The following is a 24,314-nucleotide window of genomic DNA, read 5'->3' on the forward strand; positions in this document are numbered from 1 at the left end:
ATGCGCCGCAGTTTCTTCTGCATCGATTCACACACCTGCGGCAATCCCGTCCGCCTGGTCGTGGGAGGCGGTCCCTTGCTGCCTCACATCCCAATTGCCGAGCGACGCGACCTGTTCGTACGCGACCATGACTGGATCCGGCAGGCATTGATGTTCGAACCGCGCGGACACGACATCATGTCGGGCGCGATCATCTATCCTGCGTACCGTCAGGATTGCGATTTCGCCGTGATCTTCATCGAAGTCAGCGGATGCCTGCCGATGTGTGGTGCCGGCACGATCGGGCTGGTGACGGCGGCAATCGAAGAGGGCCTCGTAACGCGCGAAGCGCGATGGATGCGGGATTTGCGGTTGAATTCGACGCAGCGGATTCTTGAGATTCCTCCGCCGCATCGAAATGCTAGTTTATTGTCGGATGCGTGGGCTCGGAGAGATCGCACCTTGTTTAGGATAGCCGCAACCGCCGCTTCTTTTTCTGGCGCTATGCGTGTTGTCACCGCTTTGGCCGCCAACGCGGAAAAATCTATGGCGGCATAAGGTGGCACACCTGCAGTGTCGCTTGCTTTCGGCCGTTCTTTCACGATGGTGCGCCGGCCCCGCGGCGGAGCCATACGCCCGGCTTTTGCGGCGAATGTCGCGCCGCGCCGCAGGCGGGTCTGCAAGAGGCCTGAGCGGTACGCCGATGCTGTCGGCACAATCGTCGGGAGCGCAGGAGATGGAACCGCCGCGGAAGCGTCCAACGCAGGTCTTTTCGTGCGCGAAGTGTCGGTAGAGGCGGGCAGGGGCATGAATGCGCGTTTGGCGAGCTGGCCGTCGGCGAAATAGAAATTGCGCGTGCCGAGGATTGGCAGTTCCCCACGCGGCAATATGATGACCTTGTTCTTGTCGAGCGTACGGATTTCATCCGGCCGCATGAGGGGCCGCCGCACTTCCTTGCGGTGCTCAGAGCGCGTGTAATAAGTGTCGAACAACGTTGCCTTGGTGCGCGTCACGTCTTTTTGCACGTCCGACGTTTCGCCGAGCTGCTCGGAAACGTAACGCAGATCGTCAGCGTCCTGAGCACCGAAAAAGATCTGCACGCGAGCGGCGTTGATGAGCGTCTTGCGTCCTTCCTGGCGATAAATCTCGTCTACAGCCTTCAGCGACTGTACGAAAAACCACATAGAAACGCCATTGCCGCCGAGCACGCTCGCCATTTCGGTCACGTTCTCGAGCTTGCCGAGGTTCTGGAACTCGTCGAGCAGCACAAGCACCGGATGCTCTTCCGGACGCGGCATGGTTTCCGACATGAAGTTCATCATCTGCGTAATCAGGACGTTGAACAACGGTCCAAGCGACGTAATCTGCTCACGCCGCACGTCGAGATAGAGAGACATCCGATCACGCTTGAGCTTGCGAATATCGAACGTGCTGCGCGACGTAGCTCGCATCAGGCGCTCGTTGAGAAAGGGAGCCATGCCGGTGCGCACGCCGGCGTAGATTCCGGAAAACTGCCGCTCGGACATCTCAAAATAGGGCAGCAGGGTTTGCAGCGTGAAATGCGAACATTCGCGGCGGCGTTCCTCCCGCAGCGAGCCAATGAATTCCAGGATCGGCTGCTCGGCACCGTTCATGATCTCGAGGATTGTGGCGAAGGTCTTCTTCTCGTTCGGGATCGCAGGCGATTCCATGACGAAGGACGCGATGCCGGTAAAGAGGAGGCGGGCGTCGTTAACCCAGTAGGGATCCGCGTTCGAATGGGGGCGCGGAAACAGCGCCGCAGCAATATTGCGAAGGTCGATGTCGCGCTGTGCTGAGTCCAGCGAGATGAAGTCCATGGGATTGTAGCATGCGGTATTGCCGTCCGGATCAGCCGGCGCGAAACGCACCACGCGGCTCATGGTCGAACGGTAGCCAGCAGTCGCCGCATAGGTCTCACCCCGTAGGTCGAGAACCACGAGCGAATGCAGCCAGCTCAAGGCGTTCGGGATGATGAGAGACGTACCTTTACCGGACCGCGGCGGCCCTATGACGAAGCCGCCGACATCATCGCCATCAATCCACAATTTCTTGCCGCCGATCAGCTTGCGCTGCGCCAAGCGGATCTTGCCGGAGCGCTGATCGCGGCCGGGCGACAGAATTCCGGCAAGCCTGCCGCCGGCTCGACCGACGAAGACGCCGCCAACTTTCGTCAGGCCGGTTTTTGATAAATCGCTCATAGTCATGAAGCGAGAGTCATTGCGCTTTCTCGGGCGCATGAGAAACAGGCTGACCAGTGGCAAGAGAAACCCTAACGCTCCCACTGCAACGGCGTATTGTACCCGGCCAAAATCCCTCGCCATCGTGTCCGCCCACGCCTGACGAACGACTGGCAAGGGATCGGCGTTCAACTGGTCGAACAGGACGTGGGAGCCCGTCCGGTACCAATCCGTCGCGGCATAGGCGACCGTGAAGAGCAGGACGCCCAAGGCCATCGCCATGAGCATCATGAAAATTGCTGTTGCGACTTTCTGCATGGATGGGGCCCGCTAGATCGTCTCGGCCTTGGTGAACTTGATCTCACTGATGCCGCGTCGTCCGCCTTCGGTGCGGACCATCTGGACGACCACCGGGATGACCTCGCGCAGGTAGTCGAGGATTTCGCTTCGTGAGAGGCCTGAACTGCCCTGCATGACCATCAGCGCCAGCCGCTCGTAGGCGGACCGGGCGGAATTGGCATGGACGGTCGTGAGCGAACCAGGATGGCCGGTGTTGATCGCCTGGAGGAACGCGAAGGTTTCAGCGCCGCGCAATTCGCCCAGTAGCAGACGGTCGGGTCGCATGCGAAGCGAGGCCTCGAGCAACTGTTGCGCTGAGACCTTGGCAAGGCCCTGGTCGCCCTTCGAGGCTATCAGGGTGACATTGTTGGGAGCCGGCAGCCTCAGTTCGCGAGTGTCTTCGATTGTGATGATCCGTTCATGAACCGGGACCTCCTTCAAGAGCGCATTCAAAAACGTCGTCTTGCCAGTCGACGTACCGCCTGAAACGACGATCGAGACGCGGTTGCGGACCGCGTATTGCAGGAAATCCATTGGCGACGTGTCGTGCAACATCTCGACAAGTCGCTTTTCTTCGGGTGAAAGCGCCAGGCCGCTGCCCATCGCCGTGTTTTCGAATGCGCCGAGATCGTTCTAGGCATCAAGGCTCATATCCATGATGACCTGCTTGCGGATCGAGATCGCCCCGCCTTCAGGAGCCGCCGGCGGCAAGATGCATTGGATGCGCTCCCCTGAAGGTAAAGCGGCTGACAGGACCGGCTTTTCTTCGTTGATCACCTGGTTGGTCGCCGAGGCGACGCCGGTCGAGATATGCCTAATCCAGCCGGGCGTGACCTCGCGCTTGACGACGTGCTCCATTTCCTTGGCGCCGAGGCGTTCGATGAACAATTCACCTGGCCTGTTGATTGCAATCTCGGACACCGCAGCTTCGTTCAAATAGGACCATATCGGCTCCAGATGAGCGCGCAGGACCGGAGCTCTCGCCCAAGGATCGGGGAGGGGATGGACGGCATTCATTTCACCGGGCTCCCATAGCCGGGATAGAAATGATCCTTCGGCGTGCCGTAGAGAGGCGTCGGATCGATCGCCTTCTTCGGCCGCCCGCCTGCCTTGAGGCGTGCAACTTCTTCCTGGACGGGATCGGCGTACAAATCCGAGAAATCGAGATCTCGCCGCACCAGCACGACGACCGATGTGCCCTGGTCGACGTAGACCGTCGGGCCAATGTTCTGCGTATCACGAAACGCCTCTTGCGCGAGTTGCTGCAGCGCGGTCGATGATTTGTCGAAGGCGATGCTACGCGCGTCGCGCTGCGAGCCATTGCCGCCATAAGTTACGGTCGTGGTCTCGCCGGTCACGGGATCGACCGTCGACACCTGGCGCTGTTGTCCATTCTGGCTACTATCGGAAAGCGAGGACAGATATTCAGAGACACCGCCAACGACGGAAAGCATGATGGCGTTGCCGTAGCGTTCAACCCAGTGCGTATCGACACGCCCGCCCATGCCGCCACGGCCGAGCGCGTCTGCCCCAGGCGACTTGATATCGACGGAAATGCCGTCCGAGCGAATGACCCTGCTCCAGACGATGAAAACACGCTTTTGACCGCGCGCAAGCCCCGAGCGGTATTCCCCGGTCAGGCGCGAGCCCTTCGGAATGAGGATTCGCCTGCCGTCGAGCGAGAAGACATCCTCACGCACGACTGCGCGCACGGCGCCGGGAAGGTCGGTGTTAACGGCGGTTTCCAAATAGCCGCGAATGATCGTTCCCTCTGGGATCAACGCATCGGTGCGTCGAAAAACCCTGGCTTTGACGATGCCGGAGGAACTTGCCTCAGACTGCGCCAGGAATGCCTTGTTGGGGTCACTGTCGGCGCCGGGGACCGGGATGATCTGACCGTCGGGCTCGATTTCGACCTGTGCCGCCTGGGCGCCGGCATCCGTCGAGCCGGTTTGATCATTCGTCACCATCTGGCTCGACCGCAGGCGTTCCCACACCGCTTTTTCGCGCTCGGCCGCCTCCGCTTTACGACGAGCCTCGTCCTCAGCCGCCGCCTTGCGTCGGGCTTCTTCCGCCTCGGCCTTGCGGCGTGCCTCCTCGGCCGCCATTTGCGCCTCCAGCGTGCGTCGCTGCGCATCAAGGTCGGCGCCCTCCTGAACGGTCTGATCGACATTATCGGCTTGTTGCGTGCCGTTCTGGACGTCAGCCGGTGGCGGCACCACGATCTGGTCGATCGTGCCGTCGGCAGGTTGCGGCGGCTCGTTCAACGTCGGCGGGCGGAACTCGGGCGGGTTGAAGTTTTCCTCGCCATCGCTGCGAACATCGCGCGATGCAGGCTCCCTGGGCCAGTTCAGCCATATCAGCGCGCCTACGAGCACTACGCCGAGGCCGACCAGGGCGATCCTGGTACCCACGCCCGCACCACGGCGCGCGACCGTCGGGCTGCCGTCCAGTTGGTTATAATCGATCTGGGTCATCACCGCCCTCCGCTGGATCCGAACAGGGTGGAACCACCCGTCAGTTTCGTTGGACCGTAGACCTGCTCGACTGGATCGATAGCGTTGGGTCGCGCCCGGTTGTAGAGGCAGAGCGTCTTGCCATCGGCCCGCAAGGTGAATTGCCGTGCGACCTTGTCGATGACTGTGTATTTGCCCTGAGTACGAACGTTGACCAGGGACTCATGGCGCTTGTCGTCGACAACGAAGATCGCCGGAATGTCGCCCTTGAACTCCAGAAACAGCTTGGTGCCGTCGTCGAATACGGTGCGCGGCTTCAGGCTGTCGTCGCCCTTGTAGGCGTAGTCGTAATTGAGATCGGCATAGTTCAGGTCCTTCAAATCCGGATCGGTTGCGCTCTCCTTGGCCTGTGAGAGCAGGCGCGCGTTGATATCCTCGTCCGGGTATTTGAACCGGACCTGGAAGGATGCCCGGTCACGGCTATTGTCAGTGGCCTGCAGCAGCAGGGAATAGACGCGCCGGTTGGTGACCACGTTGACGTTGGTCCAGGCATCGCGCTCCAGCGGCTTGACGAACAGAAACCGCGATCCGCGTTTGGGGATGATCGACCAGCCTTTCGTGTCGCCAGCCGACACGGTTTCGATGACTTCGGTCGGACTGAGTTCGACCATCGTGGAAATCCCAAGAGCGGCGCGCACCGACGTCACGTCGTCATTGTTGAAGGTGACATATCGGATGCGGCCGTCGCGTGCCGCCGCGCTGTGCATCGCGCCGAGCAGAAGGGCGGCCGATAGGACGAGGCCCGCGCGCCGTCTCATTGCAGGCTCCCCGCGGCCGGGGCCGATTCCTGGTCGCGGCGGTAATCCGTAACCTGAAAACCCAACGGGTTGTCGAAACGCCATTCGTTCTTGAGCGGCGTTGAGGTGTAGCGGAATTTTATCACCGCCACCCAATTGTCGGCGGTGGACGAATTGTCCCGCCGCGTCGTCGTGGCAAAGCGCACCGAGGCTGTGTTGCGATTGAGCAGGGAAACCGATTTGATCTCGACCGAGACAGTGACATTGCGGCCAAAAATCTTGTCCAGCGATTGTGGGTTTGCTGGCGTGAAAAGCCATGTCAAATCCTTGGACGCGGCTTCGGTCGAGTAGAGCTGTGCCAGGTCGTAATTCTGTTTCAGTTCACGCGAATCGTAGGTTTCGCGGGCCCTGATGTAGCGGACCAGATTGGCCGTCGTGACGGCCTCGTTCTGGGACAAATCTCCAGGCTTCAGCGCGCGCATGATCTCGAGGTAGCCCGTCGATTTGTCGACCTCCACAACATACGGTTCGAACTGCCGGAGGGGCAGGATCAGCACGAGCGCCAGCAGCGACAGCACCGCAACCAGTCCCGAAATGCCGCTGACGATCCAGGCCAATGTACGCGATCGGCGCATTGACCTGTGCGTGTCGTCTTCCCAGGTCGCGCCTGCCCTGTAATAGCGCTTGTCGACGAGTTCGCGGCTGCTGCTGGCAGGTGTTTCCATTGAGATTGACACTTTACTATTGCCTCGTTTGCGCGGCGATCCTGATCCGATCGAGGGCCGCGATCCGTGATAGTTCTTGTGTTCTAGCCCAGAGGCCTGGAGTTATCGCGGGCACCTTGCTGGATGGCGGTCCGGGTTGCGGCATCCGCTCTGGCTGCTCGCGAAGATCGAAAACTGTTTGTCGCGAGCTGCCGGGCGCCGCGAGCGGCACGGCCGGCGGCCCATCGCGCGCCGGAATAGCGCACGGCATTCCTTCCGAAGTTTCTATAAGGGTTGTATGCGCCCACAGTGCTGAGATACCCGCCGCCATTCAGGATCGAAGCAATCGAGGGTATCTGCATGAGAACGTAGATGCCGATGATCGTCACCAGCACCAAGGGCAGCACCAGCGACATTTTGCTGTCCATGGTCGCTCCGCCGGACGTGGCGGTGTTCAGCGCCGCATTGACGAGCGAGAAGTAGAAGCCGAGAAAGCCGTAGATGAGCACTTGCTGAATCATCAGAAAGGTGGTGAGCGAAAGGAAGCCTTCGCTCATGCGCGAGGACCAGCGGTAAAGCCAAAGGATGGTCCATATGGGCGCCAAGGCGAGCGTGATGAACAACATCACCTTCGCGGCGATGATCGCGGCCATGGCAAGCGCTGCGAAGATGATGGCCGACAGCAGAACCAGCAGCGACAGCAGCGCGCCAAAAATGTCATAGAAGGATCCGCTGTAGACCTGATTGGCCACGTCTTGCGCCCCTTGGTAGAGGTTGTCGATCAGCGCTGGAATTGCCGCCTGATTGCTGAGCTGATTGCCTGTGGCTCGCGACACGGCGCCTACGATCACCTTTCCGACCTCATCTGGAATGCTTTGCACAAGCTGGTATATCGTCGCGGAAAATGTGCCCCATCCGGTCAGCAGCAGATAGATGATGACGGCGCGGCCGAGGCGATAGGCCGCTTCGATTGGCGAAATCGACTCCCGCCCGCTCAGGATCGAATAGCCCCACCACGCGATATAGAGGGTGAGCATGAGGGTGAAGACGTTGCCCATCGCATTGCCCAACTGCATATAGACGGTGCGAACGAAGTCCTCGCCGATGTTGTCAATGCCACCGAGGATGCTTGCGGCGAGACCGTTCATGGATTCTTGTCAACGATGCTAGCGAACGGCGTTGAATTGACCGGCTTCAGCGCGCCGCATTCGTCGGCGTGGGCATACGCCAAAGGCCCGCACGGAACTTTCAGTTCACGATTTGCACATCCAAAAAGCACTGCGCCGAGCCCGATCGCAGCGCATATGCGCACCACTCGCCTCGACAAGTGCTTAGCCTCCGCTCTTGCCAAATTCCGCGAACGGATTGACGTCGCGCGGTGTCATCATTTTCTGCACCTGGCTCTGGCGAAGAAGATCTCCCTTCAGCTTCTCATTCAGGGCCGCGACCGCACCGTTTTGGACGCCGATCAGTTCGTTGACCGCACGCGCGTTTTCCAGCTGCATTCGTGTGTTCTGGTCCACCGAACCCTTGACGTCCTGCGACTGCCCGATCTGCCCACTCGCGGACTGCAATGACTGTTGGCGCTGGGTGACGCCCTGCGAGGCCTGCGAGGTCAACGCGCTTAGCAGCGACGCCACGTTGACGCTGCCGCCATAGGCGGTGTTGACGGCGCTCGTCTCCTTGCCGGCAATCTGCTGGAGCTGCTTCACCAGCTGCAGCCCATTGATGACGGCGCCGGCGATTTTCTGGATTTCGGGCGACAGGCCACCAAACGAAAGCGCACCGCCGTTCAGGATCGATCCGAACGACGGCGCCTGGGCGATCGACATATTGCCGCCGAGGCCCATTTGTCCGATCCCGAGCGAACCGTCACGACTGCCGCTGAGAGCCTGCAGGATCTCCTCGCTCTTTTTCAGAATATCCTTGTTGGAGTCCATGATGGAGTTGGTGTTTTCCGCATTCTTGCGGGCTACATCGAGATTGGCGCCATCAGTGACGGCAATCTGTGCATGGGCCGTGCTTGCCCAAAGCGCCAGACTGGCCGCAATCGCGAATTTCTTCATGTGAGCCTCCTATTGCTGTAGAGAATCGATGACGCCGGCAGCGCCAGCAGGGTCGGTGGTAATGATCATCGAGCGGCTGTCGGCCGAGCTTGCCCCCGCGTTCTCAAGTGCGCATGGTAGCCACTGGCCGCGATCAATCTTAAGCCGTTCCAGTTCCGCGGGATTGCAAGAGAACGGGTTTGGAGAACCGCTCTTCGGTTCTTGCACCAGCTTGGCCGACTGCGATGCCTGAACGTTCTGCATCGACAGAAGTTGTGCCAGCAATGCCGTGAAGTCGCCCGCCTGGGCGAAGTACTGGTTGGTGACATCGGCGTTGATCCCACGAGCCGACGAGTTCAGCTCCCAAGCGTCCTTGTATTCGGTCACCTGGCCAACGTTGCCCGCCAGCGCGTCGATCGCCGCGTCGTTGGCGCCCATCTGCGATGAGCTTGCATCAAGGCCGCCAGCCGCCTTCCTGACCGTGCCCATGGCCGCGTTCTGGGCCGTGCCGCCTGCGCCGTCGGCCGTTACGAACGAGAATGGTGGCGGCGCAGCGGCCGGAGCCTTGCCGCTCGACACGTATTCGTTGAAGTAGCTGTTCCAACGGCCGACGCCGCCGGCCCACTGGTTTTGCTCGCCTGCGTTCGATCCGTTGTAGAAGGAGGCGAGACAGCCATAATTCGTCGCCCCGCATTGCTTCACGCCCATTCCGAGATATTTGACGCCGCCTTCGACATTCTGCTCGTTCACGTCCCGGTCCAGTCCCATGGACTTGCCGGTGGCTTTGGTCAGCTGCATGACGCCTTTGACGCCGGTGTGGCTCCCGGCGCATGTGTCGAAGCGCGATTCCTGATAGGCGACGGAGAGCGCCAGGCCTTCGGGCACGCCGTATTTTTGCGCATAATAGCGGATCATCTTCACGTTGCCCGCGTCGCGCTGCAACGCGTCGGCCGGCGACCGGCGAAACATCTGAGAGCGGTATTTGTTCGAATAGGTGCAGACGACGCTTTTCTTCTTGTCGGTTTCGTCCTTCTTCGCTTCATCCGACGTCTTGCTGTGCTGCTCATCCTCTTGCCGCTTGTCGAGGTTAGAATCGTCGATGACCGCGATCTGAGCGATAGCCACGCTCATACTTTCCGCCGTCGCGAGAGCCACGGCGAGACAAGCGCTGCTAAGCCGCTTCGTCATGCTCGTTCTCCCAACCGCAGAAGTATGGCAGCCACATCTCCGGCTCGTCGCCGAAGGTCTCCCGGAGCCGTGCGCATTCCTTGCTGTTGGCTTCGTTCGAGGACAGGACCTTGATCAGATCGGGCATCGCCGACAAATCGAGCTTGGCTACGATCGAGTCGCTGTCGTGCTTGACGAGGAAGGTGCGTGTTTCCTTCGCGGTCCGGCGCACGAACTCGAATTCCTTCGCTGTCAGCGAGAAGCGCTCCATGTAGGACTCCTTGCTCGCCTTCGGGTTGGGGAAGAAAATGTTGGTCTTCGTTTGCTCGATCAGCGACGACGAGATGGAGGAACTGACGACGTCTTCCGCTGTCTGCGTGCCAAAGCCGACAACGCCGTTGCGGCGACGAATGGTCTTCAGTGTCTCGTTGATGAAAGCGGCGAAAACCTCGTCGTCCAACAGCTTCCAGCCTTCATCGAGGAAGAGCATGATCGGCGAGCCGTCGATGACGTCCTCAAGACGATGGAAGATGTAGAGCAAGGCCGCCGAGCGCAGCTTTCTGTCGCCCAGGATCTTGGTCATGTCGAACCCGACCACCGGTTTCGAGAAATCGATGAGATCGACGGGATTGTTGAAAAGCCAGCCCTTGTCCTTCGGGTCGAGCCAAGGCTGTATCCGCGCGGCCAGATCGTTCATGCCGGGCATGAGGGAGCCCCGAAGCACTTCCGGCAGCAGGTCGAAGGTTCGCTGTTCGCGCGAAATCTTGTAGATCATGTCGACGGCGGCGTTGATGACGCGCATCTCCGCCACGTCCAGCGTGCCGCCTTCCGGCGTCAGAATATAAATGAGCAAATCTTCCAGGAAAGAACGGTTTTCTGCCGTGTCCTCGAGCTGCAATGGCGCGAACCCGGTCGGCTGAGAAGGCTCCATCACCTCGTAGCGACCGCCCAGCGCCCGAACAAAAATTTCAGCGCCGCGCATGTAGTCGAAATAGACACATCGCGGCCGCGGCATGATGCGCATGGCCTGCGCCATCAGGAACGACAGCACCACGGTCTTGCCCGAGCCGGTCGGGCCGAACACCGTGAAGTGGCCGACATCGTGAACGTGGAAATTGAAATAATAGGCCGTCTGGCTGGTCGTTTCGAGCAACGCGATGGGCCGTTTCCAATGCAGCCGCTCACGTTGGCCGGAGGGGAAATTGTGTCCGGAGAAAAGACCGGCGAAGTTAAGCGACGAGATCAACGCACGTCGCGCGATGTAGCTGAAATTTCCCGGCAACTGCGCCCAGAAGGCCAGTTCCGTATTCAGTGTCTCGCGAACCGGCACGATCGACATGCGCGAAAGCTCGGCCGTGATATCGGATAGCGCACGATTGAGCCCAGTCATGTCCGGTGCCAGGGCCATGACGCTCATATGATGTTGTCCGAAGACGACTTCGCCGCCGGCCAGCTTGTCGGCACCGTCGTGGACGGACTCCTCGACCGTCGTGCCCGCCTCGTCGGAACCCTCGACCTGGTTCGCGATGGTGTTGATCCTGCGCATCGCGGTTACCCGGTCTTCGATGGCAAAACTCTGCGTCAGGACAAACTCGTGTGGCAGGCGCAAGAGACCGTCCAATGAGCCCGGCGCGGTGAACGGTGGATATTCCTTGATCGACACCATGGCGCCGAGTTTGCCGGCGTCCGGCCCGCGAAGTTCCAGCGCGGATTTGCCGAAAAACAGCTGTCGTGTCGCCAGCACATCACCAAGGGACATGCGCGGCAAAGGCATTTCCACGTCGCGGCCGCCGGCGAGGATCTTCGCCAAAAATTCCGCAGGCTCGGAAAAGAAGCTGTTGCGGCGCTTCACGACACCGAGAAGACGCGCACCATAAGCGGTAAAATCCTTGACGACGCCGTCGAGAACGTCACGCAATTCGGCCATCGCCTCTTCGCGGGTTTCTTCGCCTGCGGTACTTATGCGAAACGCATTGAGCGCCTTGTCCACCCAGCCGACGCGACCGACCATCGGTCGGCGTATGATCGCCAGATACGCCTCGTTGACGAATAGGTTTTTCGCCCCGAGCTCATCCATGTAGCGGGCGTCGAGCTCGGCCACGAAAGGATTGTCAAAGTCGCCTTCGATCTCCGGCGTCACGTGGCGGCGAATGATCGTTGTGTAGACCGCAAAGCGAGACGTCGAGAGATTGCGGAACGTAGTGTTGCGGTTGAACATGCGGCTGTTCAACTCGGCCTGGTCCATCGTCTGGAACGGCAGGCCACTAAGCTGGATTACGCCGACAAGAAATCCGCTCTTCGTCACGATCAGATTGTCATCGGTATGGCGAAGGTAGGGGATGTGCATCGCCGCGGGCTTTTCGCGGCGGCGCTCACGGCCAAATTTGAGGTCGGCATCGAGGCTCATGGCGAATAGCTCCTCGCGCCCCAGAAAGTAAGGTTCGCCACCGCTCCGCGTTTGGAGACGCGCCGCTCGAAAATGTGGAACATGTAGGGATCGCGCTGGCACAGATATGCGCTGACCAGATGCACCACCCCGAACACGCCAAGGCCGAGCATGAAGCTGCTGGTGGCAATAAAGCCGATCACCGCCAGAATGCCGTTCAGCGCGAACACCTCGTAGCGCACCCCCCATTTCATCGGGGGACGTGTCAGTGGCAGGCTGACCGGCTCGACATAGACTTCCTCGTCATCCATGCCTCAGCTGCCTCCCGCGGTCGCGCGAACCGCATCCACCAGCTGCGCAGCGCCGAAGATCAGAGCGATGCCAATGATGATGGAGAAAGCCATCATCCACGCCAGCCGGCCCGTCATGGCGAGGAAGCCGAGAAAACAGACCGCGATAATGGCGAATGAGCGCGCTATGTCGCCCTGCAGAACTCCAACGAACCACTGGAGCACATTTTCAACTGGTGCCGCCGACTGGGCATACGCAGTAGCTGGCGCGAGAGCTATTCCGACCGCCGAGGCCAAGGCCAGTTTCAGCGCAAATTTGCCCGCTTTCCTGTATTTCACCCCTTGGCTCCTTTCAGTTGCCGAGATCCATGACATGACCATCCTGCCAAGCGTCCTCGCTTGCTGGCGGTGCGGCCGCGAGCGTTTCGGATTTGGTCAGGGCGGACTTCTTCACCACACCGCCGAACTTCCAGCGGTTGAGTATTTTCACGATGTATTCCGCCGTCTCCGGATTCACCGGAATGCCCTGCGACTTGTAGACGCTGTTGGGCCCGGCGTTGTATGCCGCCAGCATCAGAAGCGGATCCCCGAATTCTCCATAGAGTGATTTGAGATAGCGAAGGCCAGCCCGGACATTTGCGTGTGTATCGCAACGATCGCTGACCCCTAGATCGGCCGCCGTGCCTGGCATCAGCTGCATGATTCCCAGCGCTCCGGTCTTGGAAGGACCCTGACTGGCGCCGAGATCGCTTTCGGCCCATGCAATCGCCTCGGCCAGATCGGTGTCGAACCCTTCGTCTTGCGCGATTGAACGCACAAGTCGGGAGACGTCAGCCCGATTTCCGGTCTTACACGCCCCCGGCCTTTGCGCCCCGACTCCGGAAAGGGCTTGCGCCGGTGTTGCGAAGGCGATTGCTACGCGGTCTGATGCCAGGTCCCGGCCATGCGCTTCCAACGGCATCATGGCGCCAAAGAGAGTGAGCAGGGGAGCGAATCGAGTGTTCATAGTGTCGCCAAAATTTAACACTTTACTATGGCTACACGCAGCCCTAGTAAAGTGTCAACACGATATCGATCGCAAGGACGGATTTCGATGAAACAGACTGCCCTTTGTACGGTCTTGCTGCTCCAGGGCACCGTGGCTTATGCTGCCGGCGCCGACGCCCCGAGCGCCTTCGCGCAACCCTCAGAGCACTACCTGCTCCAGTTTGCCAAGCCGGGCGAGAAGGTGTTCGTCTATGAACGCTACGATGCAAAAGGCGCGCTCTTTCAGCGCGATGCGGCGACCCTCATCTCGCCGGTCAAGGTGCCGTCGGCGACCGAGCGCGTCATCAACGGCGTGACGTACCGGCTGCGCGGCCTTGCGGCCTGCCCCAAACCGAAGATTGCGTACAAGACGCAGCAATGGGACTGCACGAAGGCCGCGCAGGACTATGAAGAGGTAATCTACAACGATCGTGCGTCTGTCGTGCTTTGCAAAACACTTGTGCTGCAAAGCAGGAAGGGTGAACCCGATGCTGTGTCGTGCTTCTCGCTCGTGGGTGCGGGCAACGCAAACGACCCGTACAACGTCGCCTACGACGATGACGAAATGGTTTTTTTCGACATGGCGGCGATCGGACGCAACAAGGACGGCAAGTCGCTGCGCCCCGATCTAGAGCATTCGGCCGACCTCGGTGGTCAGTTCCAGGAATGAAACAGGCGAGCTTTGCAGTGCTGGCCGCATTTGGTTTGTGCGCATCGGCACATGCCCAGGATGCATCCGAGTCTGCCGTGCCAACGCCCCTCGCGGTATCGAAATCGGCTCAACTGCTGACGGGAGATACCTGGCGTGACGGAGACCACCTTTTCCGCCTCTATGGCGTCCAGTCATGTCTTCGAGGGACGTCAGCCGAAGAGCCAAATGGGAACAAAATCGATTGCGGAAACACCTCGCTGGCGCACCTTGCTGCGCTGTTCGATAGCGCGGCGGTTACATGCCAGCCAATCGGCTACGCCTTCGACAAGGCGGTTTTTGTCGTGTGCGGTGCGCAGCTCAATGGCGAAACAATCGACGTCGGCACCGCGCTGATAGCGACCGGATACGCGTTTGCCGCAACGACAGCAAAGGGCAAAGCCGTCAATGAGAACTACCTCGTCGCGGAAATCAACGCGAAGATGAAACGTGCAGGTTTGTGGGGCACGACGTTTCAACATCCTGTGCAGCTGCTGCTGAGCCAAGGGTTGGAGAGACAAGAATGAAGCAAGACGATGAGGCGCACAGATATTACTATCCCGTCGAAGGACGCGGTGACGGTGCTATTGGTGGAGCCGCTGCATTCATCGCGATCATCTTGGTGCCGGCAGGACTCTTTGCGGCCTGGAATACTGTGGTCTCATGGATTTCAGCGCTTTTCTCTTAGGACTGCAGTTTCGTGAAAGAATCGAGCAACGCGCGCAAATCGTCGACATCAATCTCGCACCAGCCATGGGCCGTCAGCCGTTGGAAGTGGGCAGCCTTCATTTTCATTTCCGCGATAGTGATTACCGGGGCAATCGCAGCACGCCTTCGCAGTGCGGCCTCCTCCGCCATGACCGCGTCCAGCCTCTGACCCAGCAAGATCGCGTCCGTACCCTCGGCCTCCATTGCTCGCTTGCCCAGACGTTCAAGCTCTGCAATGCTCCGACGATGTTCCGCAATCAGTTTCGCGACGCCTTCAGCCGCTACCACCTGTCCGTTGCTACAGACCAATTGAATAGACATCGACCGGCTCCACGTAACTGACTTGGGGGGCGAGAAAATATCCCTCTGCTTCTCGGGCTCCCGAAGCCCTGGCTTCCCCTGCCTTTCGCTCATGCGAGCACACTCCGCCCTGCCATCAGACAAAACGTTTCAGAATCTATGCCGAATTGCATATCCCGAATTTGACCCTGGCGCCGGCGCGACCAGCCGACGGTGCGAATAGACAGTCCCATGCGGTCCTTCTGCTCGGCGAAATATGCCCGACACGGGCGCGGGGTCGGGAGCATGTCCGGTTTGCCGTGCTTGATATTCTTCGGCATCGGCCTGCCTTCGGCGCCGGTGTTGGTGCTGGCCAGCAACTTGCGTCGACTCTGTCGCCGGCAACTAGAAGACCAGGGAACCGGCCGAAGGTGCGCCGGTCCATGATCTGAACTCGGACTGCTCATCTGACAGCCCGTAAAGTCTGTAACACCAGGATTTTTAACATCATCACCGCTCGTAAGGTGGGCGCCTGCCCTGCGACCGATCCGGGCAGTCAGTCCCTTGACTGGTCTCTCTCCTCGCCGGCCAAAAATCGAGTTGACAAAACCGTTGATTGAGGACGAAGGCACGATAAAATACGAAGCCTAGCGAAATGGAACGAAACTAGAGCCCGTAAGTCATTGGTTACGAACGGAAAGTTATTTCTCCCGGCGCCGAGAGACGGGAGTGATTTCAAAGAATTATTCAAGCGATTGGCGGCGGCGGGTGCGGGTCGGCCGTTAGGCAAAGACGGGTTTCCTGCAGGCCCATGGACGCCCGAGCTTCTTGCAGAGGCGATTTCACAGATTGATTCCAATCAGGTTGGGGTCGATCTGAGAACGGTGCAGCTTTGGTTTCAGGAGAACGACAAGGGGATTAGCACTACCAACATTCGTTGGCTGGCGAGGATTTTTGGATGCGATGATCCGATCGCAACTAGCGAATGGCAGATGGAGCTTAGTGCGGCGCAATCGCGCTTATCGGCCAAGAGACGAGAATGGAAGAGAGCCGCAAGCAGGATTGCTCCAGATACCGCACTGACTGGGACTTTCGATGACAAGACAGACTCGCCGGCAGAGCTGACACGGTATACTGACGCCAAGGGGCCGAGGCGGCGGTTTAGTTTGGCGAGGAAATCGGAGGCGTTTTTTAGTTACGGATCTCCCCTGAATTTACCGGCGTCGGTGTTTGCCGGCATGACCGCCCTCGGCTTTTTGTCGTACATCATTGGTATCCACAACGTCACCTACGAGCGAGCCGACGGGCTCGTTAAGCAGGTTGGATTTCTTTGGGCCGCAAATTGGACACTCGACTTTATGGTGTTCTTACCGCTGTTTTTCTTCTTCGTTATAGAGTTGCTGGTCTTCTGGAAAAGTGAGGGGCGCAGAAAGCTTGCAGTGCAGGGCGATCAGGAAGGCGACGACGCCTGGTTGCGCAACGTTGACTCTTCCTCGTACACCTATTGGTCGGTTTTTTTGATTTGCTTGCTGTTCGCGGGTCTTTTTCAATGGATCGGCGTGTCCCTGATCCCGTTGATGAGGGGCGGTGGCAACTATGCCATGGATTGGGGGAAAATAGCTCTTGTGCGTCCTGAGATCATATCTGTCCCAGAAACAGTCGCTTTTACGGGGCTAGCCTACCTATACATGTGCCTGGTGTTTTATCTTTTCTTCGCAGGTCTCATTTTGGTCTACACGGTTGTTCATGATCTTTGGAGAATTGGGGACAGGCTGAAGAAGCTGTCGTATGTTGATCATCAGCAAGAACTCAATGAAGCCGGCCTCACAGTGATGCGTGCGGTTTTTCGGTGTACTGTTTTGGGGGTTCTGGTCGCCATATGGATGAAGGTCCAAAGCTCTTATCTGGCATCCAGTGGTGAGAATATTGTGGCATGGTTGGTCGGCGATATGTCTTCGATGTTCCAAGGTCGCGAGCATGTGACCAACGGGTTCCGCTATCGCATGCCGACGCATTACAGCAGCCTTCTTGTCGTTATTTCAACCTGTTTTGTATTTCTGTATGGCACCATCCGACTAGTTGTCGGGGGTCGAGTTCATACGCCTTTGTGGAAGATGTCGGCGGTCGTGGCGTTACTTGTTGTCAGCTACTTGTTGATCGACACGTTTGCCGGCTTTTCGACCCTGCTGGCCATTTCAGTGCTAGTCGCGCTTTACAGCCTGTTCGATCCAGGGTTGGGGCGATGGCGAGAGAGTGATTTGGGAAACAAACAGAGTGTATCATAGTTGGCTTGATCGTTGGGACGAACGCCGGGCCCTTCGCGGTGAGGAAGGGAAGAAACCAACGGATTTCGTCCTTGACGCGGAACGCGCCTTTCCATGTGCGAAGAAGATGACAAGTATCGAGGAATTCTGTGCCCTTGCGGACCAAGCCGTGGTTGATCTAGCCTTTTTCGATGAGCCGAGTGTGAGTGATCAGGGTTTTGAAAGGGTAGATGGGTGGCTCAAATTTCCATCGGACATTTCTACTGATGTCGAACAGAACAACGTCGTCTCGGCGAAAATCACAGAAAGCGGGGCGTTCGATCAGGCAATGGTGATTTTTCACCATTGGAATGCAAGCGCCCGGAATCGTCAGATTGCCAACTTTTTCTCGCAGCGTGGCATCACGGTTGTGGAGATTGCTATGCCTTATCACTTAGAACGTAGCCGTCCCGGCTCCGTCCACGCCGATTATATGCTTAGCCCTAATCTCGGTCGAACGATCCAATCTGTAAGGCAGGCAGTGCTGGATGGGCGAAAACTCATACGATGGTTGAAGAGCGAAGGCTATCGAGAGATTTCGGTTGTCGGTATGAGCTTAGGCTCGTGGGTTGCGGGGCTGGTCGCGGCGCACGACTCGGCTGTGTCAAAAGCCTCGCTGTTTCTGACGGCGGGGAGTCTAGCGGATATGGTTTGGACGGGTCGCGCGACACGACTGATACGTGACAGCATTGAGCCTGAGATTGAGCTGACCGATCTCAGAAGGGCCTGGGGTCCGCTTAACTTGGAGAATTACGAACTTTGTTTGGCACGGCCTGATCTCGATCTTCACGTTGTGTTGGCGAAGAGAGACAAAGTGGTGTTGCCAGAATTATCGGAGAGGTTCATGCGGAGGCTGAAGGATGCCGGTGCTAGGCCAAGTATTTTGGAATTAAACTGTGGTCATTATTCGCTCGCCATGCCGCCTTACATTTTGTGGGCCGGGTTGAGCTTGAAGCGGTTTCTGTCGTGCGCTGACAAGTCGGCCCGGCGAGCATGAGTGTGGCGTTGGCCGGTCAGTTCACCAGAAAATTCTCTGTTAGGCGTGCCTGCGCGTCCGGCTGCAGCCAATAACACGTAGTTCAGGTTGGTGGGACCTTATCCCAAAATAGGAACGTCCGTGGGTCAAGCTTCAACGCCTTGGCGATCGCGGCAATCGTGTCCACGCTGATGTTGCCGCTCGCGCGCTCCAGTTTCGTGAATGTCGCCTCCGCCACGCCGATCAGCTTCGCCATCTCATAGCGGAGCATATTGCGTCGTTGCCGCTCCATGTCGATGATGTGTGCAAGGCGCTTGCGGATCGCAGTTTCGTCCAGCTGATGCACCCATTCGGGGAGTTTTTTCCCGCCGGAGAGCAGTTCTGCGACAGACACTTGCAGGCCGTTTGCCATGATCTGCAGCGTCGTCAATGTGACATTATTTTTCTGCCGAACGGTCTGGATGTAAGTTCGGTAAGCGAGCCCTTCGCCTTCAGGGGTGCGGAACAGCTCGGCCATGTACATATGGGATAGGCCACGCTTGGCTCTCTCCCGCTCCAGCACGGTCGCAATGTTGACGCGCAAGGGGTTGTCGACCGCGCCCGCATCGTCTCGTTTCATAAATCGATGTAGTCGCACAAACCTGCCTTCTTGATTTGTCCTTTTTCGCACGAATCATCCATAGTAAAGTGTCAAAATCGCAACGAGGAAAAGGCTATGACCATGCTGAAACATTTCTTGGTGAGTGCCGCCGCCGTCGCGGGCGCCGCGGCTCTCCCATCCCAATCACAGGCATCGGAGTGGGGCTGTCAGGTGCTCCTCTGTCTGTCCGGTGATTGGCAGGGCACTCCTTCTTGCCACCCGCCAATCTACAAGTTGATTGCGGCGATGGAAGCCCCGGGTTTTAACTGGCCGACCTGTCCACAAGCCAACTCCAGCGCCGCGAAATTTGAGAAGTATGAGGATTGTCCGCTTGGCTGGCAAGCAGTTGGTGCCAACTCCGACCGACCCGGAATGGGGCACGAACGGAACATCTGCCGCATCAGCTCCGACAGACTCACGATACCCGGCGTTCTCAAAAACAGCGGCCTCGGCGGACGTGATGAAGACGGATCACGACAGGTCCAACTCGAAATCGAAGGTAAGGTGGTGACGGCAAAAATCCAGACAAGTGGCAACGACAAAGGGCATTCCTTGGGTAATGGCCCAACCTACTACACCATCGCTCGACCGATGCGCGGAGAGCCCTGGTTCATCGAGTATGACGACGCGAACGGTATGCGCCAGAAAAGCTGGTTCAATCTCAACATGCCATAAGCCAAGCCATCACGCAGGACGAGGACTGTGAGGACCATAATTCAGGGAGGTTTGTAGTGTTCAAGACGCTTCTCATGTCCACTATGATTATGAACACAGGCGCAGTGTTGACGGCGGCTGGTCAGAGCGACAGGCCGCGATCAAGCGTGGACAATCCGATGTGGCCCGCTTCACTGAAATGGGACTGCAAGACCGCTGCCAAAATCGTGTGTGAGCGTGATGGCAGTTGCTCGGTGGCTGAGGGCCACACCGGATTTGTGCTGAACTACGGCAGCAACGAAGCTGAGTTCCCGGCCAGCAATGTCAGGATCAAACGCCACTATCAACAGACTGTGCAGGCAAGCCCTTTGCAGCAGGAAGTTAAAGTCGAACTGGCCGACAACCGGGTTCTATGGCTGACGGCCGTGGATGCCAGCCGCACGTATTCGGAAGCGTGGGTCGGCGCACTGAGCGAGTTGAAGGGTGGCGCGGTACTGATGGAATCCGAGGGAGTCTATTGCATGCCGCACAAGTGAATGCGCCCGAGAGGGCAGGCGAGCAAAGGGCGATATGGTCTGACCGCGGCGTCGGACCTCGGCGTTGCAGAAGCGTTCAGGGTGTTCCGTCCAGGTTTATCGGGCGATGAGGTGATAGTAAGTAATATAAGATCCGTCGCATCAAGGCTTAGAGTGGGAGTGACTGTCACAACACTAGATATAAATTCACCATTGGACTGTCAAAGCGGTTGATACGCGAGCCATGTATACTTGGAATAACTGAGAAATATTTGCTTTTACTGATGAAAGTCGCATAAGATATCTTATGGAACTTTGACATTAAATGAAAACGCTTCGTTGACCACATCGTCCTGTGCAACCACGGATTCGTAGTTTGCGAAAGAGAAATCTCTCTCAAAAAGCACGTCGGCTACATTTGAGAAGAGCACATTTTTTGGCCGTTCAAGGCCTTCCGGCTTGTATCAGGCTCGCCCGCGACTCCCATGGAAAGCGTGCACTCGGTCGCGAAGCCACCAGGCAATCTTAGGACACTGCTATCACGGCGCTCTAAGAGATCAGCGGCGCCCCTCTCCGGCTTGGTAATCGGCCTTGCGCTTTGATCCCTAAGCGGGGAACATGCGCGATCAGCGCGCCGTCAGCCGGATTTTCGACTGAGGTCGCACGGCGTGCGGACAAATTCGCCGTCGACAAGGCACCGGTGTTGAAAGAGGGGCGCGTCGGCGAGCGGCGGGAGGATCATTGGCAGGAGCTTTCTCGATCGGGCAGTTATGCGGAAAACAGGAATGCCGCCGCCGGATCGAAAAAGACTTGACGGCTGCAGGGCGTCAGATCCTGCGACCGCATGGCGGCGGAGGTCGGCCTGATGTCGATCTCCTGTCCAGTGGCCGTGCGCGCGACGATGCGCCGTCGTTCGCCATAGAAGGCGACATCGACGATCTCGACAGCGAGTTCCGCGCTCGCCGGCTTTCGTTCCATGCCAAACGCTTCCGGCCGGATCATCAGCCTGGTTTTTTGCCCCTTGTCGAAGGTCCTGTTGACGCTCACGCCGGAGACGACTGAACCGTCCGCCAGCCGGATCGTTGCCGCGCCATTGGCGGTTTCGAGATGTTCGGCGGTGAGGAAATTCGAATTGCCGATGAAGCCGGCGACGAAGTCGGTGGCCGGTCTGAGATACAGGTCCTCGCCGGTGCCGGTCTGCTCGATGCGACCGTCCCTGAAGAGCGCGATCCGATCCGAGAGGTGCAGCGCTTCCTCCTGGTCATGCGTGACATAGAGGATGGTAACGCCGGTCTCGCGGTGGATGCGGCGGATCTCGGCCTGGATCTCCTCGCGCAGTTTCTTGTCGAGCGCCGACAATGGCTCGTCCATCAAAAGGATCGGCGGATCGTAGGCCAGTGCCCGGGCCAGCGCCACGCGCTGCTGCTGGCCGCCCGACAGTGCGCCGGGCAAGCGCGCGGCGAAGCTTTCCAGCCGCACCAGGGTCAGCATGTCGGCGACCTTCTTCTTCACCTCGGCATCAGGTCGGCGGCGCACCCGAAGCGGAAACGCGATGTTCTCGGCCACCGTCAGATGCGGAAACAGCGTGTACCGCTGGAAGACCATGCCGATGCTGCGCTTGTGCGAGGGTATCGCCAGCAAGGATTTGCCTTCCAGTTGGACATCGCCGGAGCTCGGATCCTGGAAGCCGGCGATGGCATAGAGCGTCGTTGATTTTCCCGAACCCGACGGCCCGAGAAAGGTCAGGAATTCGCCCCTGGGAATCTCAAGGGTGACGTCGTGCACGGCGGTGAACGCGCCGAACGCTTTGTGCAATTTGCGGATGGAGAGGAAGGGCTGGATCATGTCTTGACCTTTCGCTGCAGCAGCGCCGTCACCACCATCAGGGCAAGCGTCAGCCCGACCAGCAGGCTGGAGGCGGCGGCGATGACCGGGCTCAGATCCGAGCGCAGACTGCCCCAGATCTTGACCGGCAGGGTTTGCAAGGAGGGGCTAGCCATGAAGATCGCCACCACGACCTCGTCCCAGGAGGCGAGAAAGGAAAAGATCGCGGCGGAAAAGATGCCGATCCGGATCGATGGCAAGGTTATCCTGAGCCTGGCCTCGAACGGGCTGGCGCCGCAGACGATGGCCGCGTCCTCGATCGATTTGTCGAAGCCTTCAAGTGCGGTGGCGATCGGGATGATGGCGAAGGGCAGCGCCAGCACCGTGTGGGCGATGACGAAGCCGATGCTGGTACCGCCGAGACCGAGGCGCAGGAAGAAGGCGTAGATTGCGATGGCGAACACCACGACCGGCAACACCATCGGCGTCAGCAGCAGACCGCGAAGGATTTCGCGGCCGCGAAACTGGCCGCGAACCAGGGCAAAGGAGGCGAGCAGGCCGATCATCACGGCAAGGATCGCCGTCATCGTGGCGATGCGGGCGCTGGTCAGCGCCGCCTCCAGCCAGGAAGGGTCGGCGAACAGCTCCCGGTACCATTTCAGCGTCCAGCCAGGTGGCGGAAAGGCCAGCCAGCGCGACGAGCCGAACGACAGCAGAACAATGAAAACCACCGGCAGGAGCAAGAAAGCGGCGACCAGGGCGGTGAAGCCGAGCAGCGCAATTTTCAACCAACCCATGCGGTCGTAGTCGAGCAGCATCTCAGATGCCTCCCGTCATGCGCCTGGCGCCGACAAGGCGCAGCTGCAATGCGTAGAGCGCCATGGTGACGACGAGCAGGATGAAGGCGGCGGCGCTGCCCAACCCCCAATTGAGCAGCGACTGGATCATCTGCGCGATCATTTCGGCCAGCATCATGTTCGATGTGCCGCCGAGCAGTGCCGGGGTGACGAAATAGCCGAGCGACATGACGAACACCATCAGGCCGCCAGCGGCGAGGCCGGGCAGCGACAGCGGCAGCAGGATGCGACGGAATGCCTGGATGGGGCTGGCGCCGCACAATGCTGCGGCACGCAACGTCATCGGGTCGATCGCCCGCAAGGTGCCGACCAGCGGCAGGATCATGAACGGCAGCATGATGTAGACCATGCCGATGGTCACGCCGGTGAGATTGTTGATGAGCGGCAGCGGCTGGTCGATGATGCCGATGGCGAGCAGCGCTCGGTTGATGACGCCGGTGCGCTGCAGCAGCACCATCCAGGCATATGTGCGGGTGAGCAGATTGGTCCACATCGACAGGATGATGACGCCGAAGATGATCGAGGCCAGCGCGGAGGGCATGATCGCCAGCATCCAGGCGACTGGAAAGGCGACGACGACGGTAACGGCGGTGACCACCGCCGCGACGAGGAAGGTGTTGAAGAACACCCTGGCATAGGTGCCGTCACCCAGCAGCGTTGCGTAGTTCTGCAGGCCGGGTTCGGGCTCGGTGACACTGCGCAAGAGCAGGGCCAAGACCGGCACGACGAAGAACAGCACGATCAGGACCAGCGCCGGCAGCAGGCTGTTGAAGCCTGCCGGCATGCGGAATCCTGGTAGGCTCTGGCGTGTTTCGACCGACATGGCAGTGATCCGGCTATGGGACGAGACGGTGCTGGCCGCCTCGTCCCGTGCTGTTCAAGAGGCAGGCTTATTTCGCCTGCCAGGCATACCAGCGCGTGGCGATCTCGTCGCGGTGCTCGGCCCAGTAGTTCATGTCGAGGTTGATCTGCCCGTCGACATGGGCATCCGGCAGCGACTTCACGACGTCCGCCGCCATTTCGGCCTTGGCCTTGGTGTTAACAGGCGCATAGCCGCTGGATGCGGCAAATTCCGCCTGGCCGGCCGGGCTGCTTGCCGCAGCCAGGAACTTCATCGCCGCATCCTTGTTCTTGGCGCCTTTCGGCACCACCAGGACGTCGGCTGCCGTCAGGTTCTGATTCCAGGACACACCGACATCGGCTTCGTCGTGCTGAAGCGCAAAGACGCGGCCGTTCCACAGCTGGCCGAACGCCGCCTCACCGGAAGCGATCAGCTGCTGCGACTCGGCGCCGCCGCTCCACCAGACGATGTCAGACTTGATGGTGTCGAGTTTCTTGAAGGCGCGGTCGAGATCGAGCGGATATAGCTTGTCGGCGGGAACGCCGTCGGCGAGCAAGGCGATCTCGATGACGCCGGGCGCCGACCATTTGTAGAAGGTGCGCTTGCCCGGGAATTTCTTGGTGTCGAACATGTCGGCCCAGC

At 59.2% G+C, this 24,314-nt stretch carries 24 protein-coding genes and 2 pseudogenes; 8 read left to right on the forward strand and 18 right to left on the reverse strand.

Annotated elements, in window-relative coordinates:
• Positions 1 to 318 (forward strand): annotated as a pseudogene (locus NKH57_RS25460) (proline racemase family protein); the annotation flags it as partial.
• On the opposite strand, the gene NKH57_RS25465 reads toward NKH57_RS25460, so the two are convergent.
• The 12 genes and pseudogenes from NKH57_RS25465 to NKH57_RS25520 form a co-directional block, all read right to left on the reverse strand.
• Entirely contained in the window at positions 210 to 2,495 is a 2,286-nt protein-coding gene (locus NKH57_RS25465; RefSeq protein ID WP_352948359.1) for a type IV secretory system conjugative DNA transfer family protein, read from the reverse strand. The pseudogene NKH57_RS25460 and the gene NKH57_RS25465 overlap by 109 nt on opposite strands.
• A 12-nt stretch (positions 2,496 to 2,507) precedes the next feature.
• Positions 2,508 to 3,533 (reverse strand): annotated as a pseudogene (virB11, locus tag NKH57_RS25470) (P-type DNA transfer ATPase VirB11).
• Entirely contained in the window at positions 3,530 to 4,993 is a 1,464-nt protein-coding gene (virB10, locus tag NKH57_RS25475; protein ID WP_352834791.1) for a type IV secretion system protein VirB10, read from the reverse strand. The pseudogene virB11 and the gene virB10 overlap by 4 nt, the downstream one beginning before the upstream one ends.
• Positions 4,993 to 5,790: a TrbG/VirB9 family P-type conjugative transfer protein gene (locus tag NKH57_RS25480; RefSeq protein WP_023758693.1), complete on the reverse strand. Its 798-nt coding sequence runs from the start codon at positions 5,788 to 5,790 to the stop codon at positions 4,993 to 4,995. Before NKH57_RS25480 ends, virB10 begins: the two co-directional genes overlap by 1 nt.
• Positions 5,787 to 6,494, reverse strand: coding sequence for a VirB8 family type IV secretion system protein (locus NKH57_RS25485; RefSeq protein WP_023758694.1), 708 nt, complete (start codon positions 6,492 to 6,494; stop codon positions 5,787 to 5,789). The genes NKH57_RS25480 and NKH57_RS25485 overlap by 4 nt, the downstream gene beginning before the upstream one ends.
• Before the next feature lie 83 nt (positions 6,495 to 6,577).
• The gene (locus tag NKH57_RS25490) at positions 6,578 to 7,531 is read right to left on the reverse strand and encodes a TrbL/VirB6 family protein (RefSeq protein WP_352948362.1); all 954 of its coding nucleotides are present in this window, start codon (positions 7,529 to 7,531) and stop codon (positions 6,578 to 6,580) included.
• A 273-nt stretch (positions 7,532 to 7,804) separates the two neighbouring features.
• Entirely contained in the window at positions 7,805 to 8,539 is a 735-nt protein-coding gene (locus tag NKH57_RS25495) for a type IV secretion system protein (RefSeq protein ID WP_352948365.1), read from the reverse strand.
• A gap of 9 nt (positions 8,540 to 8,548) precedes the next feature.
• On the reverse strand, positions 8,549 to 9,706 hold the full coding sequence (locus NKH57_RS25500; RefSeq protein ID WP_084025344.1) for a transglycosylase SLT domain-containing protein: 1,158 nt from the start codon (positions 9,704 to 9,706) through the stop codon (positions 8,549 to 8,551).
• Positions 9,690 to 12,092, reverse strand: coding sequence for a VirB4 family type IV secretion/conjugal transfer ATPase (locus NKH57_RS25505; RefSeq protein WP_023758698.1), 2,403 nt, complete (start codon positions 12,090 to 12,092; stop codon positions 9,690 to 9,692). The genes NKH57_RS25500 and NKH57_RS25505 overlap by 17 nt, the downstream gene beginning before the upstream one ends.
• Positions 12,089 to 12,382 carry a VirB3 family type IV secretion system protein gene (locus NKH57_RS25510; protein ID WP_023720449.1) on the reverse strand — a complete coding sequence of 98 codons (294 nt, stop codon included), beginning with the start codon at positions 12,380 to 12,382 and terminating at the stop codon, positions 12,089 to 12,091. The genes NKH57_RS25505 and NKH57_RS25510 overlap by 4 nt, the downstream gene beginning before the upstream one ends.
• A 3-nt stretch (positions 12,383 to 12,385) precedes the next feature.
• The gene (locus NKH57_RS25515) at positions 12,386 to 12,736 is read right to left on the reverse strand and encodes a TrbC/VirB2 family type IV secretion system protein (protein ID WP_352948368.1); all 351 of its coding nucleotides are present in this window, start codon (positions 12,734 to 12,736) and stop codon (positions 12,386 to 12,388) included.
• Positions 12,714 to 13,316, reverse strand: a complete 603-nt coding sequence (locus tag NKH57_RS25520) for a lytic transglycosylase domain-containing protein (protein WP_352834776.1) — start codon at positions 13,314 to 13,316, stop codon at positions 12,714 to 12,716. Before NKH57_RS25520 ends, NKH57_RS25515 begins: the two co-directional genes overlap by 23 nt.
• Positions 13,317 to 13,454: 138 nt before the next feature.
• Here NKH57_RS25520 and NKH57_RS25525 point away from each other — a divergent pair, with 138 nt between their 5' ends.
• The 3 genes from NKH57_RS25525 to NKH57_RS25535 are packed head-to-tail and all read left to right on the forward strand — an operon-like array spanning position 13,455 to position 14,763.
• Positions 13,455 to 14,057 (forward strand): hypothetical protein, encoded by a 603-nt coding sequence (locus tag NKH57_RS25525; RefSeq protein ID WP_352834773.1) that lies wholly within the window; start codon positions 13,455 to 13,457, stop codon positions 14,055 to 14,057.
• On the forward strand, positions 14,054 to 14,602 hold the full coding sequence (locus tag NKH57_RS25530) for a thermonuclease family protein (protein ID WP_023758702.1): 549 nt from the start codon (positions 14,054 to 14,056) through the stop codon (positions 14,600 to 14,602). The genes NKH57_RS25525 and NKH57_RS25530 overlap by 4 nt, the downstream gene beginning before the upstream one ends.
• Positions 14,599 to 14,763, forward strand: a complete 165-nt coding sequence (locus tag NKH57_RS25535; protein ID WP_156938519.1) for a hypothetical protein — start codon at positions 14,599 to 14,601, stop codon at positions 14,761 to 14,763. Before NKH57_RS25530 ends, NKH57_RS25535 begins: the two co-directional genes overlap by 4 nt.
• Here NKH57_RS25535 and NKH57_RS25540 read toward each other — a convergent pair.
• Positions 14,760 to 15,104 (reverse strand): hypothetical protein, encoded by a 345-nt coding sequence (locus NKH57_RS25540; RefSeq protein ID WP_156938520.1) that lies wholly within the window; start codon positions 15,102 to 15,104, stop codon positions 14,760 to 14,762. The two genes, NKH57_RS25535 and NKH57_RS25540, sit on opposite strands and share 4 nt — an antisense overlap.
• Positions 15,105 to 15,745: 641 nt before the next feature.
• Here NKH57_RS25540 and NKH57_RS25545 point away from each other — a divergent pair.
• Together NKH57_RS25545 and NKH57_RS25550 are read left to right on the forward strand one after the other, a co-directional pair.
• A complete protein-coding gene (locus NKH57_RS25545; protein ID WP_031260018.1) occupies positions 15,746 to 17,347 on the forward strand; it encodes an RcgA family putative transporter in 1,602 nt (533 codons plus the stop codon).
• Entirely contained in the window at positions 17,337 to 18,362 is a 1,026-nt protein-coding gene (locus NKH57_RS25550) for an RcgR family putative quorum lactone hydrolase (protein ID WP_352948373.1), read from the forward strand. Before NKH57_RS25545 ends, NKH57_RS25550 begins: the two co-directional genes overlap by 11 nt.
• Before the next feature lie 82 nt (positions 18,363 to 18,444).
• Here NKH57_RS25550 and NKH57_RS25555 read toward each other — a convergent pair whose 3' ends face one another.
• A complete protein-coding gene (locus tag NKH57_RS25555; protein ID WP_023758707.1) occupies positions 18,445 to 18,960 on the reverse strand; it encodes a helix-turn-helix domain-containing protein in 516 nt (171 codons plus the stop codon).
• Positions 18,961 to 19,056: 96 nt separating this feature from the next.
• On the opposite strand from NKH57_RS25555, the gene NKH57_RS25560 reads away from it, so the two are divergent.
• Both NKH57_RS25560 and NKH57_RS25565 read left to right on the forward strand, forming a co-directional pair.
• Entirely contained in the window at positions 19,057 to 19,656 is a 600-nt protein-coding gene (locus NKH57_RS25560) for a hypothetical protein (RefSeq protein ID WP_023758708.1), read from the forward strand.
• Between the two features lie 56 nt (positions 19,657 to 19,712).
• Entirely contained in the window at positions 19,713 to 20,171 is a 459-nt protein-coding gene (locus tag NKH57_RS25565; protein WP_023758709.1) for a hypothetical protein, read from the forward strand.
• Positions 20,172 to 20,918: 747 nt separating this feature from the next.
• On the opposite strand, the gene NKH57_RS25570 is transcribed toward NKH57_RS25565, so the two are convergent.
• From NKH57_RS25570 to NKH57_RS25585, 4 genes are all read right to left on the reverse strand, one after another.
• Positions 20,919 to 21,995 carry an ABC transporter ATP-binding protein gene (locus NKH57_RS25570; protein WP_023758711.1) on the reverse strand — a complete coding sequence of 359 codons (1,077 nt, stop codon included), beginning with the start codon at positions 21,993 to 21,995 and terminating at the stop codon, positions 20,919 to 20,921.
• Complete coding sequence (locus tag NKH57_RS25575) at positions 21,992 to 22,792, reverse strand: ABC transporter permease (RefSeq protein ID WP_352485927.1); 801 nt, start codon at positions 22,790 to 22,792, stop codon at positions 21,992 to 21,994. Before NKH57_RS25575 ends, NKH57_RS25570 begins: the two co-directional genes overlap by 4 nt.
• Before the next feature lies 1 nt (position 22,793).
• Positions 22,794 to 23,654: an ABC transporter permease gene (locus NKH57_RS25580; protein ID WP_352601127.1), complete on the reverse strand. Its 861-nt coding sequence runs from the start codon at positions 23,652 to 23,654 to the stop codon at positions 22,794 to 22,796.
• Between the two features lie 67 nt (positions 23,655 to 23,721).
• The coding region (locus NKH57_RS25585; protein ID WP_352948379.1) for an extracellular solute-binding protein at positions 23,722 to 24,314 on the reverse strand (593 nt) is incomplete at its 5' end.

The sequence above is a fragment of the Mesorhizobium sp. M1050 genome, from assembly GCF_040318715.1.
GTDB lineage: Bacteria > Pseudomonadota > Alphaproteobacteria > Rhizobiales > Rhizobiaceae > Mesorhizobium.